Raw genomic sequence first — 17,704 nt, 5'->3', positions numbered from 1 at the left:
CATGGGCGGAAATTGCAAGAAACCAGCCTTCAGCGTAGCGAACACTGGTAGTTTTAGCACGCCGGTGCAGACATCAAGGCCTTGCGGTCGTTGGGTGGTTGGGGTTTTTCAGGGGCGACTAATTGACCAGTTGAGCCGTGCCGACATAGGCGTGGAACAGCTCGGGACTGGCCTTGGTGATAGTGACCGCCAGTGCCGAGCCACGATCCACCCATCAGGATGAGTTTGGATTTGCACAGCCGTTGCGTGGCATAGCGGGCAACCTCGCTACCGTCCTGGGTCAGCCGCTGCATGGTCAGCGTCTCACCCTCGGCAGGCTTGCTTGTGGCCTAGGTCTGCCGGAGCCGCGCTGGTCCCATTGCACGATGGTGAAGTTGCGCGTCCAGCGGCTGAACAGGCGATGCGCGAACGGCGTGTTGGGGTTGCCTGGCCCGCCATGGACAATCAGCACCACGGGAACCACGGGAACCACGGGAACCACGGGAACCACGGGAACCACGGGATTGCGGCAGTCCTGGCCTTCGATCGTGACCCATTGCTGGATGCCTCCCATCTGGACAAGACCTGCCTCGTGCACGGCGTTGCCGGGGACACGACAAGCGTCATTCAACGAGGTTTTTCCTGACGCTGCAGCGCTCACTCCCGGCACGCAAAACAGCACTAAAGCGACAGCTATCCAGCATTTCTCCATGTGATCCCCGTTGCATGGCGTTCCGTCATTGCGTCAGCCACCTGTTCTGCGGCTCCCGGTTCCGGGCGTCGCGTCTATGCGAGTTCGACTGCAAGGATTGCCTCGAATAGGGGCAGTTGCGGAACGAACTTTCAATCCATCTATTTAAAATGTGAATCATTCCCATTAAAATACCGCGTTGCCGGTGCTAAGGCACCCCGTTCTCCCCCTTGTTGCCGGCGCTATGCCTGTGCGGTGCGTGCGGCCCGATCCGTCTGCGTTGGAGTCACCCGATGAACCGTAGTACCGAAATGCGTCTTGTTTCTACGGGCGCCCGCCGCCACACCCTGCCATGCGCACTGTTCGCTGCGCTGTGCACGCTGGCCGCCGGCCAGGCCCTGGCCGAAGCGCCCGCCGCCGCCGATGCCGAGGTCACCACGCTGGACCGGATGACCGTGCAGGGTGAGCAGGTCAAGGGCTACACGGTGGAAAAAACCTCTGCCGGGACGCGCATGAACCTGGCGCTGCGCGAGATTCCGCAGTCGGTCACCGTGATCACCCGCGACCGCATGGACGACCAGAACCTGCAGAGCATCACCGACGTGCTCAACAACGTCACCGGGATCTCCGCGTCGCAGAACGACAGCGAACGGGTGGATTTCTATGCGCGCGGCTTCTACATCGACAACTACCAGTTCGATGGCATCCCCGTGTACATGGAGCAGGCGTGGAGTTACGGCGATTCGGCGCTGGACCTGGCGCTGTACGACCGCGTGGAAGTGGTACGCGGTGCGACCGGTCTGTTGACCGGTTCTGGTAACCCGTCGGCTTCGATCAATCTGGTGCGCAAGCATGCGGTCAGCCGCGATTTCACCGGCACCGTGTCGGTGGGTGGCGGCGACTTCAACAAGACCCGCAGCGTAGCCGATGTCACCGTGCCGTTGAGTCCCGAAGGCACCGTGCGCGCACGCGTGGTGGGCGTGTATCAGGACGGCGAATCCGACATGGACCGCTACAGCCTGCGCAAGAAGATCGGCTCGGCGATCATCGATGCCGACCTTACCGACAGCACGCTGTTGAGCGTGGGCTACGAGTATCAGAAGAAGGAATCGAACGATGTCACCTGGGGCGGCTTCCCGCTGTTCTACAGCGACGGCACGCGCACCGACTACAAGCGCTCGTTCAATCCGGCGGCCGACTGGACGTTCTGGAACACGCGTCTGCAGCGCACCTTCGCCAGCCTGCAGCAGAGCTTCGACAACGGCTGGACCCTCAAGGCCAATGTGAGCCACGAAGAGACCGAAGCGACGAACCACCTGTTCTATCCGTACTACACGATCTTCGGTTTCGATCGCGCCACCGGTGGCGGCGTGGTGCCGTATTCGGGCAACTACCAGACCGAGCGCAAGGCCGATGGCGCCGATGTGTATGCGCAAGGCCCGTTCCAGTTGTTCGGCCGTGAGCATCAATTGGTGGCCGGCGCCAGCTACAACCGCCGCGAGTACGTCAATAACGGCACCTTCGATTTCCCGGCGCCGCTGGACAGCTACCTCGGCTGGAATGGCGCGTACCCGGAGCCCAACTGGAGCCCGCGCGCGGTACAGAGCGAAGGCACCAGCAAGCAGAAGGCCGCCTATGTGGCTGCACGTTTCTCGCTGGCCGATCCGCTGACGCTGCTGGTGGGCGCGCGCTATACCGATTGGCAGATCGATGGTGGCAACTTCGACGCGGCCCAGGGATTGCTGCCGTTCTCCGACAACCAGAAAGAAGTCACCCCATACGCCGGTCTGGTCTACGACATCGACGATGTGTGGTCGACCTACGTTAGTTACACCGAGATCTTCAACCCGCAGACCCTGCGCGATGCCAATGGCGGCTATCTGGAACCGTTGAGCGGCAAGGGCTACGAAGCCGGCGTCAAGGCAGCGTGGTTCGATGATCAGCTCAACGCCTCGCTGGCAGTATTCCGCATCGAGCAGGACAACTTGGGTGTGGCTACGACGACTTTGGTTCCGGGTAGCAGCGATTTTGCTTACGTAGCAGCCAATGGCGTGGTCAGCGAAGGCTTCGATTTCGAACTGTCCGGGCGTCTGACCCAGGGCTGGAATGCTACCTTCGGTGCGTCCCATTACACCGTGCGCGACGACAGCGGCACATCGATCAACACGCAGCTGCCGCGCACCACCATCAAGCTGTTCAGTAGCTACACTCCGCAGGGCGCGTGGAGCGATCTGACCGTGGGCGGTGGCGTCAACTGGCAAAACCGTTCGTACTATGTGGACTCGGTATATGGCACCTTCCAGCAGAGTGCCTACGCACTGGTCAGCGCATTCGCGCGCTACCGCCTGTCGCCGCAGTTTTCGGTACAGCTCAACGTCGATAATCTGCTCGACAAGCGCTACTACGCGCAGTTCAACGGTGGCTACGGCGCATGGGGCGCATCGCGTAACGGCATGCTGACCTTCAACTACACGTTCTGATTAAGAACCACATCGGGCGTTGGTGACGCTTGAGGTGATTGATAAATGGCACAGACATCTTGCGAAGATGTCTGTGCTTTTTTGTATGTGTGCCTGACTCAGAGCGGCTTGCAGATATGGCGTAACAGACGTGTCAGTTACGTTCATCGCACGATCACTGCAGCGCACGGATATGCAGGTGTGTTGCTCTGAAACGTGTGCTGTGTCATTGAACAACACCTGCGCGATGCTCTGGCCGTCAACGACGCTACGCGTGCGCTACAAGAATCGCGATGCCGGCATTTGCTGTGCATGACTCCAGTGGCCGCGCAGCAGGCTGCGCTGATGCGCGTGCCGCTTATTGCGATAGCGGCCGCAGATGCGGCGCCATCACATCGGCCACCCAGTCCATAAAGGCGCGTACGCGTTGCGGCAGATGGCGGCGCTGCGCGTAGAGCAACGTGACCGGCATCGGTTCTGCGGCCAAATTGGGCAGGATTTCGACCAGTGCGCCGCTATGCAGATGCGCACGTAGCGGGCTGGCCGGCGCCTGGATGATGCCCAGCCCCGCCAACGCGGCAGCAAGATAGCCATCGCCGTTATTCACCGTTACCGGGCCGCGCATCGGCAGCAGTTGATAGGCCTGCCCGTCGTAGTACTCGAAGCCGGGCGAGCGCTGGCCCAGCGTGGGCACGTAGTGCACCAGATCGTGCGGGGCCAGGTCGTCCAGGCAGTGCGGTGTGCCGCGGCGGGCGAGGTACTGCGCGCTGGCGCAGCTGACGATGCGAAAAGCACCGAGCGGGCGCGCGACCAGATTGGTGTCTTCCAGCGTGCCAACGCGCAGCACGCAATCGAAACCCTCGCGCACCACATCCACGCGTCGATCGGTGCCGCTGATTTCCACTTCCAACTGCGGGTGCTGCGCCAGAAAGGCAGGCAAGGCCGGTATGACGAAGTGGCGCGCGATGCCAGCCGACATATCCACGCGCAAGCGACCACGCAACTGGCTACGCTCGCGCTGGAACATGCTCTGCAATTCGTCCATGTCATCGAGCAGGTCGCGGCTGCGCTGATAGAACGCGGTGCCGTCGCCGGTGAGCTGCACACGCCGGGTGGTGCGGTGCAGGAGCTGGGTGCCGAGCGAGGCTTCGAGCCGTTGCACGGCGGTCGAGACGCTGGCCTTCGGCAGCCCTAGGGTTTGGGCAGCGCGGGTGAAACTGCCCAGCTCGGCCACGCGCAGGAAAGCGCGCAACGACTCCATGGTGTCCATTGATTGGTCGTTGATCTTGAACGGTGCAATCAGGGTGAGCGGATTTATGCGGCACGGCAAGCGCAATAGCCTAGCTACTCCCTAATCACCGAGTACGCGCATGTCGACGACCATCACCACACCCATCACCCTGATAACGGGCGGCAGCCGCGGCCTGGGTCGCAACGCGGCGCTTGCGCTCGCTGTCAACGGCAGCGACATCGTGCTCACCTACCGCAGCCAGGCCGATGAGGCCGCTGCTGTGGTTGCAGAGATTCACAAGCGTGGTCGGCGCGCGCATGCCTTGCAGCTCGATGTTGCCGATGCCGACGCTTTCGCCGCCTTCGCCACGCAGCTGAAGCAAGTGCTGGCGGGTTGGGGACGCAGCCAGTTCGATGCGCTGGTCAACAACGCCGGCACCGGCCTGCACGCGGCCTTTGCCGACACCACGCCGGCACAGTTCGATGCCTTGGTCGCCATCCATCTCAAGGGCCCGTATTTTTTGACGCAGGCGTTGTTGCCGCTGATTGCCGATGGCGGGCGCATTCTCAACGTATCCAGCGGGCTGGCGCGTTTTGCGCTGCCGGGTTCATCGGCTTACGCGATGATGAAGGGCGGGGTGGAGGTGTTCACTCGCTATCTGGCCAAAGAGCTGGGCGCACGCGGTATTCGTGCCAACACGCTGGCGCCCGGTGCGATCGAGACCGATTTCAACGGCGGCACCGTGCGCGATACCGCGCAGGTCAATGCGATGGTGTCCTCGGTCACTGCGTTGGGCCGCCCCGGGCTACCGGACGATATCGGGCCGGTGGTGGCCGCGTTGCTTGCACCAGGCACTGGTTGGGTCAATGCACAACGCATCGAAGTCTCGGGTGGGATGTTGATTTAGCTGTAGCGGGTCACATGGTTGGGTCGCTGCGACGAGCGCTGATCCAGATGCGTGACGCTATGCGCCGCATCCACTGAATTGCAGGGTAATGAAGCGCTGTGTATGAATAGATCGATGGACTGCTGCTTTCAGAAAATCAGGAACTGCTAACGACGAAAGGTCTGCACAACGCGCGCAGGCCCTTGGTCGTATTCATTCGGATCGCCTTTCTTAGTGCAAGGCCTGATCGTCGTGCAACGCCGGATAGGGATTCAACGCCTCTCCCTTCCACCATTCTTTTTCCGGCCCCAGCCGATGGATCTCGAAGTGCAGATGCGGGGCGGCGGGATTCGCGTTGCCGGTGCTGCCGACGTAGCCGATGACCTGGCCGCGCTTGATCGATTGTTTCTCTGCCAAACCGTCGGCATAGCGCTCCAGGTGCGCGTAGTAGTAGCAATACGTGCCGCCGGGCTCGAACTGGTACACGGTCAGGCCACCGCGGTCGCTGGTGAAGAGTTTTTCGACCTTGCCGTCGGCAACTGCCACAACCGGTGTGCCGGTTGGCGCAAGGATGTCGATGGCATCGTGCACACGGCCTTGGCTGCGCGCATCGATGAAGGTGTCTTGCAGCTGGTTGGCGCTGATGCCTTGCACTGGAATCAGCAGGCCGCTGCCCGGGGTCGCGGTATCAGCAGTTGTCGTTGTCGTTGTCGTTGACGCCACCGGCGTGCTGGTTGGTGCCGCGTGGGTTGCTGACGCAGTGGCAACCGACGGTGTCGCCGCAGGTACTGGAGCAGGCGCTGCCATCGCTGCGGCACCCGCTGCAGTGTTGTCTGCCGTCACTGGTGCAGTGCTGGACAGCGACTCCACCTTTGCTCCCGGCGCAGTGCGTTCTAGCCACCAATAGCCGGCTGCACCCAGCACGACACCCACCAACAATGTCATCAGCAATTTCATGCTTACTCCTGCATCACCACCGGCATCGACGGGCCCACCACACTGGCGAGATTGACCACGTCCCAGTTGGTCAGACGCACGCAGCCGTGCGATTGGGTCTTGCCGACATGGCCGGGTTCGGGCGTGCCATGCAAACCGTAATGCGGCTTGGACAGATCGATCCAGACACGGCCGACCGGGTTGTTCGGACCCGCTGGCAACGTGGCCTTTTGATCGCCCTTTTTCGCGTCCCAGAACAGTTTGGGGTTGTACTTGAACACCGGGTCGCGTGCGACGCCGAGGATCTTCCAGTGGCCGATCGGCAGCGGGTCATGCTTGCTACCGGACGACACCGGGAATTGCGCATACATCTTGCCGTCGGCATCGAATAGCCGCAGCGTCGAATCGGATTTATCCACCACCAGCTTTGCCGGCTTAGCTAACGGCGGCACGCCATCAATGTTCGGCACCTGGATCACGCTGCCGGCTTTGCTCAGATCCACGCCAGGATTGAGTTGGCGCAGCAGTGCGGGGTCTGCATGGAAACGTTCGCCCAGTGCTTCATCGACCGAGGCGTAACCCAGTGCGGTGAGCTTGGCCTGTTCGGCCGGTCCTTTGGGAATGGGTTGGAACGGGCCAGCGACATCGGCGTCGGTGAGCGTGTACTGCACCAGGGCCGGCGTGGTGTCGGCCTGCAAGGCCTGCCAGGTGGCGTCATCCAGCTCGCCGCTGACCTTGATGTTGTGTGCGGCCTGGAAGCCGGACACCGCGCGTTTTTGATTGGAGCCGCGCTCGCCGTCGATCTGGCCCGGCGAAAAATGTGCGCGATCCAACAACACTTGCGCGTGCAGATCCGAACGCACCCCGGTGGGCACGGCCTTGCCCGCTGGAGCGGCGGCGGGTGCCGGGGCAGCGGCAGGCGCGGGCTGCTGCGCTTGCGCCAGCGCCGACAAGGAGGTGCCCAGTGCAAGGGCAAGCAAGCAGACGCGAACGTAGGAGCGTGGTGGCATGTGCAGGTCCGAAAGAGGCATGCGCGCACCTTGCCGCAGCCGCCTGCGTTTTCTGCGTGAAATCGCTGCACCGGCCCTGACTGGGGAAAGCGGTGCGATGCGTCTGCCCTGCGAGTGGCCACGCATGCTGTGCACGACAGCGGTCGACTTCTTTGGTCGAGGACCGGTATACCAATGTCGTGGCATAACGATGAGGTCGCGATGCAGTTGCGCACCAGGCAATGCCAGTGCTCCATCCGCTACATCGCGCGCACGTAACAGCAGCAGCGGCGTCTTGCATACGCAAGATCACCGCTGCAGCGTGCCTGCCGCTCCCGATCAGTAGGTGTAGCCCAAGGTCAGCATGTAGGTCCGCCCGGTTTGCACATAGGCACCGTCGGCGCCGGGATCGTAGGCCATGTAGCGTTTGGACTTACCCTGCGTTTCGTTGAAGGTGGCAGCATTGAGCAGATTCTTTGCCGCCACGCCGACATCGATGTGGTGCGGCAAGTGATAGGTCGCGTTGAAATCCAACGACTTCACCGGCTGCAGGTAGTAATTGAGGCGGTCGGTGGTGAGCCCCAGCAGTTGCAGGCCGGTGTAGTTGTAGCTCAGGTCGGTGCGCAGATGGGTGTCGTCGTAGAACAGGTCCAGGTTGTAGATGCGCTCCGGCGCACGCGGTAGCCAGGTCTTTTCCGGCTGATCACTGCGTTTGCTATCGGCTTCGCTGTGTTGCAGCGTGAGGTTGGCGGTGACGCCCAGATTGCTCCACAGCCCGGGCAATTGTTGCAGCCGTTTGCTCGCTGCCAACTCCAGCCCATATAGCTTTGCGGTGCCGCCATTCTGCGGCATGGTCACCGGCACGCCGTTTTCGAACGTGGTGCCGGTTGGCACCAGGCCGCCCAGGGTGCTGTCGTTGCTGGTGGCCGATTGCGAGGTGTAAATGAAACCGTTGATGCGCTTGTAGTACGTCGATGCGCTGAGCACGCCGCCGCTGTGGTCGTAGAACTCGGCAGACAGGTCGGCATTGTCGGCGGTGCTCGCCTGCAGGTTGGGATTGGGTTTGGAAATGCCGACCACTTTTTGGGTGTCGTCGATCGAATACACCGTCTCGCCGGAAATCAGCCCAAACGCCGGGCGGCTGAAACTGCGCCGCACCGCCGCGCGATACACGGTGAGATCGTCCGGGCGATAGTTGATGCTGATGCCCGGCAAGACCTTGCCATAGGTGCTGCCGGTGCCGACGAAACTGCCGGTGCTGCCATCGCCGCTGGATTGCCAGGAATCGGCCGAGTACCGCGTCAATTCGTAACGCACGCCGGGCAGCACGCTCACCGCGCCAATGTGCAGCGCGGCCATCGCGTAGCCCGAATAAATTGCCTCGGTGCTGGAGGTGGTGTTGGCGTTGTAGTCGTTGGCGGTGTAATTGCCTGCGCCGTTCGGATCGTCAACATATTTGTACGGCAGCGCCTGCGCGCGCATCCAGCTGCGGTCGAGCAGTTTGAACGGCCCCGCGTAGTGGCCATCGAATGCGTTGTAAGTGATGCGGCCGGGGATCGCGCTCAGCGGCGCACCGCCGGCAGTGGGGAATGCGTAATTGGGTCCGCCAAAGTACGGACCGTTGGTGACGAAATTGCCATCCTTGTGGAAGAACGGATGGTCGTAGGCGCCGCGCTCTGAGTGATCGGCCGACAGGCCGAGCTTGACGCTATCCAGTACAGCGCCATCGACTTGATACGCGATATCGGTATGCGCGTTGAAGCGGTTGTCATGGCTGCCGGCATCGTGGCCTTGCACCTTCCACAACAGCGACGAATCCAGGTTGTAGAAAAAGTCCTTCAACGCCGGTGAACTTGGGCCGATGCTTGGGTAGGTCGGGTCGCTGAGGTCGAAGGCAAAACTGCCCGGCGTAAATCCATACAGGCTGGCGGACACGTAATCCGGCCGGCTGCGCGTGCCACGCCCGACCGAGGTGCCGTAATCGAAGTGCAAGCGATCGAGCGTGGTCTGGCCTCCCAGTTGCAAGGTGGCCAGCGTCTCGTCGATATCGTGCGTATTGAAGTACCCACCGCGCACCGCGGTGGGCTGGTTGCGATAGGTTTCCAGGCGTGCACTGGACTGGTCCTGCGTGCCCGTGACGCCGTAACTGCCGTAGATGGCACGCGCATACAGCGCGCTGGTGTCGCCTTGCCAATCCAGCGACAGGTTGCCGCCATAGCGTTCGATCTGGCTGGTGTAGAGGCTGTACTTGTAGCGGGTGCTGATCAACGGGCCGACATCGCGCAGGTCGGTGGCGTTGGCAAGCGTAGGGTCTGCCGGAACATATTTGCTGTTGGGCGCCGGTGCCTGCGCCATGTTGTTGTTCTTGCCGTAATAGGCCGATGCGTAGATGCCGAAGGCATCGCCTTGCCCGAATTTCCAGGCTAGCTCTTGCTGGAAGGTGCCGCCGCTGTCCTTGCCACCCAGGTGGTGGGCCAATGCGTTGAACTGACCTTGCGCGGTGCTCTTGGCATAGACGTCTTGACCGAAATCGAACGCATTGGGGGTGCGCATATCAATCGCGCCGCCGATCGAATCGCCGGGCATGTCAGGCGTGGGCGATTTGGAGACCTGCACCGACTGGATGCCGAACGGTGCCAGCATGTTCAACGAAATGGCGCGTGTCGACGAGTCGGTTTCCGGCATGCCAAACCCGTTGAGGGTGTACGCGTTGTAGCTGGCGTCCATGCCGCGAATGCTGACGTAAGCATTCTCGCCGGTGGTGGCCTGCCCAAGATGCATGTCACTATAGGACGACAGCCCCGGCATATGCGCCACCACATCGGCAATGCCGCCGGATGGAATCGCATCAATTTCCTGCTTGCTCATCACGCTGTTGACGGAATTGGATAAGCGCTGTTCGTTGAGCGATCCCGGTGCTGCGGCGTGGGTGGCTTGCACGTTGACCGAGTCCAACGTGGTGGTGGTCATCTCGGCAGCGCACGCAAGCGCGGGTGCGGAGAGCACCACGGCAATGGCGCAGCTCAAACGATGGAAGGTGCTGGGGAACTGCATGCTGGGGGCTCGCGTGATGGGATAGGGAAGTCCGCGCCCGATAAGCGGGTGCGGTGATAGATTGCCGACGCCTTCCATTGCGATAGGTCTGCTACGTGGGGATGGCTTGCGCCTGCGCGCGCATTGCTGCGCTCAGTGGTGCAGGTCGATGCCGTCGCAATGCGCGCTTGGTCGCTGCGGATTGCAACGCGCCACGGCATCGTTATCGAAACGCACCACGTAGCCGTTATCGGCCGGTTCGTTGATCGGGAAATCGGTGCTAAGCAATTGCGCGCCGCTGGCCAGCATGGCGTCGCGCCGGGAGGCGTCGTTGCGCTGCGCTTCCTTCAAGTCTGCATCGGTACGCGTGCGCACCAGATAGCCGGCCTTGACCAGCTTCCTGATGTCATCTGCAGGGCCGTCGTTGAGCTCCACGAAGGCTGCATCGTCCTCGCCTGGTGCCGCATTGGTGAAACACACGCGGCCGCGCAGCGATGGGTGACCGGGCAGGTAGCTGGCGCCGGCAACACGTTGGTCGAGCAGAAACACCACCTTGCCGCGCGCCTGGGCCAAGGACGGCCAGCCATGCGCAAGCACGCCGGCATTGAGCGTACGTGCGTTGCCACGCACCTGATCGGGGCTGATGTATTCACCGGGTTGGAAGACCGAGCGTAATTCGGCATCCAGCGCATCCATCGCCTTCGCATCGAACGGTTCGGGTTGCACCGTGGGGAACGCCAACTGGATTGGCGACTGCTTGGTTTCGAGCAGGATGAAGATCGGCACATGGCCCGGGTGCTGCTTCGACCAGGTGCGGATTTCCTGCAGGCAGGCGATCAAGGGTTGGCAGTTGCTGCGCTGGTCCAGATCCTGCACGTGCATGACCTTGAAGCCGGGCTTGTCCATCACCCCTGCGGGCGCACTTGCCGGCGCGGCCGGCAGACCGGCCTTGGCGATCTGCGCAACGATGGCCGGATGCACGTAACGCCCGCCTCGTGCATCGGCGAAGACATCCAGTTCGAGTTGGCGCACGCCATCGTCGAGTTGCTGCGTCAGTACAGGATGGCGGTAGTCCAGCGCGGCAAACAGTTCTGGGTTTAGTTGCTTCAACAACGCTGCTTCGCTGGGCGCAAAGCCGGCGTGGTAGCTATTGTGGCTGCCGATGTACTGCAGGTCGGTAAGGCGTGGCGCAGCTTGCGCAACAAGACCGCTCAGCAATAGCACGCTGAAGATGGCAGTGCGCGGCATTTTTCTTCGCTTTGCGCGCAGCAACTTCGTTTTGCGATTGAGACCAGAGGCAACAGCAATAAAGGCGCGAAAAAGAGGCATGCAGCACAGCCGGAAAGCGACGAGGTCGCCATCATCGCGGCCAAGTTTGACGCATATCTTTCCGCTGTGTGTCCGTGATGCGTCAGGCTGTGCCGCTGTGTTGATGCCGTTTGCAAATCGCGGCACTGTTTTTTTTATGAAGCGGCGGTCTGTCGCAGCGCATAGCTCAGCAGCCGCGCCTGCAGGCGATCGCCAAGGTTTCTTGGTGCATCCAGCGCCATGCGTTGCAGGCAGGCCACATCAGTGGCGTTCGACACCCCGCGCGTGAGCAGTGCGCGGCTCACCGTGGCGATTTTTCCGCCAGTGCTGGCGGTCGCACGTTTGAGCCAACTCAATGCCGGCAGCAGACGCTGTTCGATCTCGGTGAAGTCGCTGCCGAGCGGGTAATCGGGCAGGCTGCCGTCACGCCGAAATGGGGCCAGGGCCTGTTCGAGTGCCTGTGGGGTATTACGTTGCGCACGGACTGGCAATACTGGCGCTGTGCGCAGCTTGCGCGATTGTTTGGCCTGGGCAAGCAGGTCTTGCTGGAAGCGAGCATCGCAGATGGCGGCCATTTCCAGCGCGCAGTCCTGATCGGTTTTGTGGCGCAGGTCGGCGATGCCGTATTCGGTGATGTAGAGATCGCGCAGATGGCGCGGAATGGTGGTGTGGCCGTAGTTCCAACGCACGTTGCTGGCCGTGTTTGCGCCCGCCTCGCGGGTGGCGCGCAGCATCAAGGCGCTACGTGCCTGCGGCAATGCATGCGCCATCGCCACGAAGTTGTATTGCCCGCCAACGCCGGACACAATGCGGCCATCCTCCAGCCCATCGGATACTGCCGCACCCAACGCGGTGGCCATCATGCAGGAATTGAAAAAGCGTGCATCCTTGCGCTTCAACCGGCCCAACGCCTCGTTGCCATTGTAGAGCTGATTGATCTCGCTGATGCGACGCATGCCGATCGCCGCGCGTGTCGGTGCATCCAGATCGCGCAGCCATTGATAAAACGCCGGCGAGCCGAGGTAGAAGGCGCCATGCAGGAACTCGCCTTCCTCGGCAAGACGTGCACGGTCGGCTGCGTCGGCGCTGCCATCGGCAATGCGCTGCATCAGCGCTACATCGTCGTGCACCTTGCGACGGATAACGCCGCTGTCCACCAACTGTTTGAAGCCTTCGTTGAGCATTTCGCTACAGCCGTACAAGCCGTTAGCGAACGGCTCCAGGCCGCCGCTGGCCTGCACGGCCGGGTGGTGCTCCAGTGCCGGATCCAGTGCATGCAGCACGCGGCGATAGGTCGCATTATCGGTATGCCGCAGTATCAAGGCATGGCTTAGTGCGTCGGCGAGCGTGCCGATGCCGATCTGCAGGGTGCCGCCATCGCGCACCAGGGTGCTGGCATACAGGCCGATGGCGTAGTCGACACTCGTCACCGGCTGTCGCGGCAAACCGAACAGGTGTGGTGACGGGCCAGGTAGATCGATGATCAGATCGAAGAACGCGGCATCCACTGCTGCGGTGCCACCCATCCATGGCAGCTGCGGGTCCACTTCGGCCACCAGCATCGGCCGCGGCAAGCCGAGTGCCCGCACCGCATCCAGCGTGTCCTGGGTGATGTCGTTGTTGCACGACAACGACAGCCGCGTGCCGCCGGGTTCGCGCGCCACCTTTTGCACGATCAGGTTGGGCGCGCGTTGCGCCACCGCTGTGGCGGCATGCGTGTAGTTGAGACTCGTGTAGTCGGCCTGCGCCTGGGTGGAATGCAACAGCCCGCCGGACTGCATGTAGAACTCTTCCACCTGCACATGCGCGGGCAAGGCGTCGCGCAGCATCGCGTCGACATAGGCAAGGCGCGGGAAATCGTCACCAAAATGACGCGCGATGAACGCTGCGGCGAAGCGCGCTTCGAGTCCGGTACCCGGCTTGGGCGGGTTGAGCGATAACGCCGTGTAAATTGCCAGTGGCCGCGACGGCGTGTCCTGGATCTGCGCGTATAGGGCGTTCAACAGCCGGTGCGGCTTGCCGATGCCCAGCGGTGCGCCGACGCGCAGCGGGCCGTCGATACGTTGCAGGATCCGCTCCACGGCGGCGCTCAGGTCAGTGAGAGATTCGGTCATCCGCGCAGGGTAGCCGAGCCGGTCGTGTGCTGCCTGCCTACCAATACCCGCGCGCTATGCCTGACCGCCATCAATGCGGGAAGGTCTCCGGAATCCGGGTCGTGATCGAAGAGGGCGGCTTGATTAGGCCAGCTCACGCCTATCGCGCGGCAACGCAATGGCACGCAGTGAACTGAGTGACTAACGAAGACGGACAAAGATCGTCCAGGCTGGCATCGATATCCATCTGAGAACACGTTACACGCAAACTCCGTATCAACGTGCAGTCCACCTTCAATCCAGCACATGCACGCTATCAGCAATACGCTGTACTTCATCGGCGTTGTGGCTGACGTAGAGCATCGGCAGGCGAATCTCGTCGCGCACGCGCTGCAGATACGGGATCAATTCTTCGCGGCGCGCCTGATCCAGTGCCGATAGCGGTTCGTCGAATAGCAGGATCGCCGGTTGCGCCAACAATGCGCGGCCAATCGCCACGCGCTGCGCCTCGCCACCAGAGAGGTTGTGCGGCCGGCGTTGCAACAGCGGCGCAATGCCGAGCAAAGCCACCACATCGTCGAAGCCGAACGGCGCCGTGCCGTGCGCATGCCGGCCATAGCGCAGATTGCTGCGCACATCCAGGTGCGGGAACAGCCGCGCATCCTGAAACACGTAACCGATCCGACGCTTGTGCGTGGGCAGGTCGATGCCTTGCCCAGCGTCGTACAGGCAACGCCCATCGATATGAATATGCCCAGCATGCGGGCGCATCAATCCGGCAATCGCGTTGAGCACCGTGGTCTTTCCCGCGCCGGACGGACCCACCAGCGCTACCACGCGCGCATCATCTTGGATGCGGATGTGGCGTTCGAATGTGCCGCGTTGTAGCTGCAGATCGATATCCAGCATTAGTCTTCCTCGCGCGGATGCGGCCGACGCACCAGCCACTCGGACAACAGCAACGCGGCCAGCGAAATCGCCAGCGCCACGCCCGCCAGCCGCCAGATGCCCGATTCCATGCCCGGCACCTGCATCAGCCCATAAATGGCCGACGACAAGGTCTGCGTTTCACCAGGGATATTCGAGACGAAGGTGATGGTGGCGCCGAATTCGCCCAGCGCCTTGGCGAACGCGAGCGCCACGCCGGCGACCAGGCCTGGCCATGCCAGCGGCAAGGTGATGCTGAAAAATACCCGCCACGGCCCGGCGCCCAGCGTGGCGGCGGCCGCTTCCAGCCGGTGATCGGTTGCTTCGATGGAGAGGCGAATTGCGCGCACCATCAGCGGGAATCCCATCACCGCGCAGGCCAGCGCCGCGCCGGTCCAACGGAACGCGAACTGGATGCCGAAATGTTCCAGCAACCAACTGCCCACCGGCCCCTGCGTGCCCAGCACCACCAGCAGCGCATAGCCGGTGACCACCGGCGGCATCACCAGCGGCAGATGCAGTAGCGCGTCCAGCAAGGCCTTACCCGGGAAGCGACGCCTTGCCAGCAGCCAGCCGCAGGCAATGCCCGGTGGCAGGCTGGCGAGCGCCGCCACGATCGCGACCTTGAGACTCAAGCCGATCGCGGTCAGCTCTTCCGGGGTGAACATCGACAAGCGGTGTGCCTCAGTCCTTCAACGAAAAACCACGGCGCGCGAAGATCGCCTTGGCCGGCTTGCTTCCCAGCCAGTTCACGAATGCGGCAGTGGCGGGGTTGCGGCTGTTTTTCAATGCAGCAACCGGATACACGATGGCGTCGTGGCTGTCGTCAGGAAAGGTGGCGATCACGCGCACCTTGGCATCGGCACGTGCGTCTGAGCCATACACGATGCCCAGCGGCGCTTCGCCGCGCGAGACCAGCATCAGCGCCGCGCGCACGCTTTCCGATTCGGCAAGACGTTTGCTGACGCTGTCCCATTGGCCGAGCTTGCGCAACGCAGCGGCGGCATATTTGCCGGCTGGCACACTGGCGGTCTGGCCAACGGCCAGGCGGCCGTTCTCGCCAAGCGCCTTGGCAATGGCGCCAGGCGTGCGCGGGTCCACGCGCAGCTTGCTGTTCGCCGGTGCGACCAATACCAGCGTGTTGCCGAGCAGGTTATGCCGCTGCGCCGGCAGCACCAGGCCACACTGCTGCAGATAATCCATCCACTCCAGGTCGGCCGAGAAGAACACGTCCGCCGGTGCGCCTTGTTCGATCTGGCGTGCCAGCGCAGAGCTCGCTGCATACGACACCCGCACCGACGTGCCGGTCGCTTTCTCGTATGCGGCCGCGGCGTCGTCCATCGATTCTTTCAGGCTGGCAGCCGCAAACACCGTGACCGATGCGGTCTGCGCACTCGCCAGCATCGGTAGTGCCAGCATCAGCACGCACAACGCGCGCTGCCAAAAACCGATTATCCGCATGGGACGTCCTCATCAGGTAGACCCCGATCATAACGGCTGCGCGATGTGGCCCGCGTGGCGGGCATGCGCTAGCGCGACGGAACCACTCCCGTGCAGCGCCCCGCCTGAAGATTGGTCTGCAAGGCAGGCCGGATCAGCTTGGGCGCAGGCAAGCTGGCATCGCGCGCCTGCCGCTGCGCCACAAACACTTCGACATCCACACCGTCGCGCACATGGATATTGCTGCGCCGCTGTTCGCCAATGCTGGTCTGATGCGCCACAGCGCGCCCGCCCGGGCCGTAGTCGTGGCAGACGAATACACGGGTATTTTCCGGCAGTGCATACAGGCGCTGGATCGACGCAAACAACTTGCGCGCATCGCCGCCGGGGAAATCGCAACGCGCCGTGCCCGCATCGGGCATGAACAACGAATCGCCAGGAAACAGCGCATCCCCGATCAGATAGGCAATGCTGTCGCTGGTGTGCCCGGGCACCGCGATGACGCGTGCTTCAATATCCCCAAGCAGGAAGCGCTCGTCATCGGCAAACAGATGATCGAACTGTGAGCCATCGGCACGAAAGTCTTCCGGCAATGCGTACTGCGGTGCGAGGGTCTGCTGCACCTGGCGAATGCCTTCGCCGATGCCAACACGCGCCTGCGGCCAGTGCTGTTTCAGCCATTGCGCAGCAGACAGGTGATCGGCATGCGCATGGGTTTCCAATAGCCACTGCAGCTGCCATCCGTGTTGCGCGATGGCAGCGAGAATGGCTTGCGCCGTGTGCGTTTCAATGGCGCCGGTATCGGCCACGTAGTCCAGGGCTGGGTCAATGACCGCCGCCGCACCGGTGGACGCATCGGCGACCACATAGGTGAAGGTGTTGCTGTCGGCATGAAAGAACGTAAGCACCTGGGGCTGCATCGTCGTCTCCACGTCAGGGGCTGGCCAGCGCCGCGTTGAGGATGGCAGCGAGCCGGTCTCCGGCGATGCGCAGCTGCGTTTCAGCGACCGGGCGGTAGGTGGCGATGTACGTGGGAGGCAACCCGTGCGCGCTCGGGTACACACCCGGCGTGATGGCGATCTTGCACGAGGCCTGCGCCCATGCCGCAGCCGGCGGTGGCAGTACTGGAGACACTGCGGCAGCTGCCGGTAATGCGAGCAAGCGTTGCAGGTAGGCATCGTCGCTCAGATGGCTGTCGTTGAGCATGCCGCTGTCCCACAGCGCATGCAGGTTGCTGCCCTTGCCGTCGATCTGCAGCTGGAAATCGTTGCCGCCCTTGTCATGCGCATAGCCGGCGTGCATCGGCTGATGGATGTCGCCGACAAAATGCACCACGAACTTCAAGGCCTGGCGGCGCACGTCCAGCGGCTGTGTGCGATCTGCAAGCAGGGCGGTTTGCTGGTCGAGCGCGGCGATCACGCAATTGCCGTCCGGGCAGTCGCGGGACGGCGAATACGCGCAGTCGTGTTCGCCCAGATTGACGTAGTGCCATGGCCCGGAGCGCTTGCCCAGGCCGGGGTCGTGTTCGCGCAACGCATCTGCCCAGGAGGCCACGCCGTGCAGCGTCGGGTCGGGCTCGCCGGCCAGCAACTGCGCCACTCGCGCGCGTGCCTGTGGGCTCAGTTCGGTTTCGGCGATGCGCGCCACCAGACGGTGGCCTTGCGGGCCCCAGGCCAAGGCGGTGGTGGGGTGGATCGCGGCGGCCATCGCCGTCGCAACAACGAATGCTGGG

General features: G+C 62.7%; 13 protein-coding genes and 1 pseudogene. 2 read left to right on the top strand and 12 right to left on the bottom strand.

Features of this window, described 5'->3' with window-relative positions:
• Positions 1 to 121 precede the first annotated feature (121 nt).
• Positions 122 to 553 (bottom strand): annotated as a pseudogene (locus NX05_RS24960) (alpha/beta fold hydrolase); the annotation flags it as partial.
• A 410-nt stretch (positions 554 to 963) separates the two neighbouring features.
• On the opposite strand from NX05_RS24960, the gene fhuE reads away from it, so the two are divergent.
• Entirely contained in the window at positions 964 to 3,150 is a 2,187-nt protein-coding gene (gene fhuE / locus NX05_RS14165; RefSeq protein WP_039436402.1) for a ferric-rhodotorulic acid/ferric-coprogen receptor FhuE, read from the top strand.
• A gap of 337 nt (positions 3,151 to 3,487) precedes the next feature.
• On the opposite strand, the gene NX05_RS14160 is transcribed toward fhuE, so the two are convergent.
• A complete protein-coding gene (locus NX05_RS14160) occupies positions 3,488 to 4,465 on the bottom strand; it encodes a LysR family transcriptional regulator (protein WP_039436400.1) in 978 nt (325 codons plus the stop codon).
• Positions 4,466 to 4,499: 34 nt separating this feature from the next.
• Between NX05_RS14160 and NX05_RS14155 the strand changes: the two genes are divergently transcribed.
• Positions 4,500 to 5,267 (top strand): SDR family NAD(P)-dependent oxidoreductase, encoded by a 768-nt coding sequence (locus NX05_RS14155; RefSeq protein WP_039436395.1) that lies wholly within the window; start codon positions 4,500 to 4,502, stop codon positions 5,265 to 5,267.
• 210 nt (positions 5,268 to 5,477) lie between these two features.
• Here the strand turns inward: NX05_RS14155 and NX05_RS14150 are convergent, their stop codons facing one another.
• The 10 genes from NX05_RS14150 to NX05_RS14105 all read right to left on the bottom strand — a co-directional run bounded on the left by NX05_RS14150 (position 5,478) and on the right by NX05_RS14105 (position 17,679).
• On the bottom strand, positions 5,478 to 6,203 hold the full coding sequence (locus NX05_RS14150; RefSeq protein WP_039436389.1) for a M23 family metallopeptidase: 726 nt from the start codon (positions 6,201 to 6,203) through the stop codon (positions 5,478 to 5,480).
• A 2-nt stretch (positions 6,204 to 6,205) separates the two neighbouring features.
• Positions 6,206 to 7,135: a L,D-transpeptidase family protein gene (locus NX05_RS14145; RefSeq protein WP_039436466.1), complete on the bottom strand. Its 930-nt coding sequence runs from the start codon at positions 7,133 to 7,135 to the stop codon at positions 6,206 to 6,208.
• Between the two features lie 375 nt (positions 7,136 to 7,510).
• A complete protein-coding gene (locus NX05_RS14140) occupies positions 7,511 to 10,225 on the bottom strand; it encodes a TonB-dependent receptor (protein ID WP_039436387.1) in 2,715 nt (904 codons plus the stop codon).
• A gap of 132 nt (positions 10,226 to 10,357) precedes the next feature.
• Positions 10,358 to 11,533, bottom strand: coding sequence for a phosphatidylinositol-specific phospholipase C1-like protein (locus NX05_RS14135; RefSeq protein WP_039436385.1), 1,176 nt, complete (start codon positions 11,531 to 11,533; stop codon positions 10,358 to 10,360).
• Positions 11,534 to 11,667: 134 nt separating this feature from the next.
• Entirely contained in the window at positions 11,668 to 13,626 is a 1,959-nt protein-coding gene (locus tag NX05_RS14130) for an acetyl-CoA hydrolase/transferase C-terminal domain-containing protein (RefSeq protein WP_039436383.1), read from the bottom strand.
• Positions 13,627 to 13,899: 273 nt separating this feature from the next.
• A complete protein-coding gene (gene modC / locus NX05_RS14125; protein WP_039436382.1) occupies positions 13,900 to 14,514 on the bottom strand; it encodes a molybdenum ABC transporter ATP-binding protein in 615 nt (204 codons plus the stop codon).
• Complete coding sequence (modB, locus tag NX05_RS14120; protein WP_172645756.1) at positions 14,514 to 15,200, bottom strand: molybdate ABC transporter permease subunit; 687 nt, start codon at positions 15,198 to 15,200, stop codon at positions 14,514 to 14,516. The genes modC and modB overlap by 1 nt, the downstream gene beginning before the upstream one ends.
• Positions 15,201 to 15,216: 16 nt before the next feature.
• A complete protein-coding gene (gene modA, locus NX05_RS14115) occupies positions 15,217 to 15,993 on the bottom strand; it encodes a molybdate ABC transporter substrate-binding protein (protein ID WP_039436378.1) in 777 nt (258 codons plus the stop codon).
• Positions 15,994 to 16,061: 68 nt separating this feature from the next.
• Complete coding sequence (locus tag NX05_RS14110; protein WP_039436465.1) at positions 16,062 to 16,892, bottom strand: MBL fold metallo-hydrolase; 831 nt, start codon at positions 16,890 to 16,892, stop codon at positions 16,062 to 16,064.
• A gap of 13 nt (positions 16,893 to 16,905) precedes the next feature.
• On the bottom strand, positions 16,906 to 17,679 hold the full coding sequence (locus NX05_RS14105) for a S1/P1 nuclease (RefSeq protein ID WP_039436377.1): 774 nt from the start codon (positions 17,677 to 17,679) through the stop codon (positions 16,906 to 16,908).
• Positions 17,680 to 17,704: the final 25 nt, after the last annotated feature.

Source organism: Xanthomonas vasicola (assembly GCF_000772705.2).
Taxonomy (GTDB): Bacteria; Pseudomonadota; Gammaproteobacteria; order Xanthomonadales; family Xanthomonadaceae; genus Xanthomonas; species Xanthomonas vasicola.
This window is presented reverse-complemented; position numbering and strand designations above follow the sequence as displayed.

Coding starts and splice junctions, on each gene's coding strand:
- modC (WP_039436382.1), bottom strand. CDS start 14,514: ATGCTGGATATCGATCTGCAGCTACAACGCGGCACATTCGAACGCCAC.
- modA (WP_039436378.1), bottom strand. CDS start 15,993: ATGCGGATAATCGGTTTTTGGCAGCGCGCGTTGTGCGTGCTGATGCTG.
- modB (WP_172645756.1), bottom strand. CDS start 15,200: ATGTTCACCCCGGAAGAGCTGACCGCGATCGGCTTGAGTCTCAAGGTC.
- NX05_RS14150 (WP_039436389.1), bottom strand. CDS start 6,203: ATGAAATTGCTGATGACATTGTTGGTGGGTGTCGTGCTGGGTGCAGCC.
- NX05_RS14110 (WP_039436465.1), bottom strand. CDS start 16,892: ATGCAGCCCCAGGTGCTTACGTTCTTTCATGCCGACAGCAACACCTTC.
- fhuE (WP_039436402.1), top strand. CDS start 964: ATGAACCGTAGTACCGAAATGCGTCTTGTTTCTACGGGCGCCCGCCGC.
- NX05_RS14130 (WP_039436383.1), bottom strand. CDS start 13,626: ATGACCGAATCTCTCACTGACCTGAGCGCCGCCGTGGAGCGGATCCTG.
- NX05_RS14140 (WP_039436387.1), bottom strand. CDS start 10,225: ATGCAGTTCCCCAGCACCTTCCATCGTTTGAGCTGCGCCATTGCCGTG.
- NX05_RS14135 (WP_039436385.1), bottom strand. CDS start 11,533: ATGCCTCTTTTTCGCGCCTTTATTGCTGTTGCCTCTGGTCTCAATCGC.
- NX05_RS14105 (WP_039436377.1), bottom strand. CDS start 17,679: ATGGCCGCCGCGATCCACCCCACCACCGCCTTGGCCTGGGGCCCGCAA.
- NX05_RS14155 (WP_039436395.1), top strand. CDS start 4,500: ATGTCGACGACCATCACCACACCCATCACCCTGATAACGGGCGGCAGC.